Here is a 1,108-nt window from a genome sequence, read left to right on the forward strand (position 1 = left end):
CTCGACCGTCGACTCCGGCGTCGCGATGCCGTACTCGATCGCCCCGGTGGCGGTCACCAGCTTGTTGACCGACCCGGGCTCGAACGGCGTGGTGACCGCCGGGTTGGCCAGGTCGTCGGTGGTCCAGGTGCTCTGGTCGTTGGGGTCGAACGTCGTGTTGTTGGCCAGCGCGTAGACCTCGCCGGTCTTGGCGTCCATGACGACCGCCTGCCCGCCCTTGGCGTGCGACTGCTGGACGTAGTCCGCCAGCTGCCGCTGCACCTCGTACTGCAGGTCGGAGTCGATGGTCAGCTCGAGGTCCGAGCCCGGGACGGCGGCCTGCAGGTCGTGCTCGGTGCCCGGGATGACGACGTTGTCGCTGCCGTTCTTGGTGTTGACCATCATCCGGCCCGGCGTACCCGCCAGGTCGTTGTCGCGCAGCAGCTCCAGCCCGACGAGGCCGTGCAGGTTGTGCTTGGAGACGTCGGGGTCCTCGGACCGCCAGTTCGCGGCGCCGACGATGTTCGCCGCCAGGCTGCCGCCCGGGTACTCCCGCAGCGCGCGCTTCTCGACGCCGATCCACGCGAAGTGCTTGACGATGTCGGCGGCGATCGACGGCTCGACGTTGTTCACCAGGTAGGTGAAGGAGGCCTGCTTGTGGAACAGGTCGAGCAGCTGCTGCTCGCCGATCACGTTCGGCAGCTTGCCCGCGATGTACTTGGCGGCCGCGGCGGTTTCGGAGTCGAACGTCTTCTTGGTGCCGGGGTTCTTCGTGGCGAAGTCGTCCATGTTCTTGTGCAGCGCCTTGAGGTTCACCGACAGCGTGCGCACCTCGACGCTGAACGCCAGCTTGGCGCCGTTGCGGTCCACAATGGACCCGCGCTGGGCCGGGATGTCGATGGTCTGGGTGCGCTGGCGCTCGGCCGCGGCGGACAGCGCGGCGGCGTCGAACCACTGCACCTGCACCAGTTTCACGCCCGCGACGATCAGCACCGCAGCCGGTTCTCCGCCGTTCGCCTGCTGCTGGTCGCGGTCCTGATCGTCGCGTGCGTGAAACTGCTGCAGGTGCAGTGTGTCGACGCCGCCGCGCTGTCCGCCGCGGCCGAGCGCGAGCGCACCCAGACCTGCC

General features: G+C 68.7%; 1 protein-coding gene. It reads right to left on the bottom strand.

The genetic code is table 11. The features are described 5' to 3' along the window. On the bottom strand, positions 1–1,101 hold a 1,101-nt coding region (locus CCN39_RS47950; protein ID WP_434781169.1), incomplete at its 3' end, for a penicillin-binding transpeptidase domain-containing protein. Positions 1,102–1,108 lie beyond the last annotated feature (7 nt).

Source organism: Amycolatopsis kentuckyensis (assembly GCF_002155975.1).
In the GTDB taxonomy this organism is placed as follows: domain Bacteria; phylum Actinomycetota; class Actinomycetes; order Mycobacteriales; family Pseudonocardiaceae; genus Amycolatopsis; species Amycolatopsis kentuckyensis.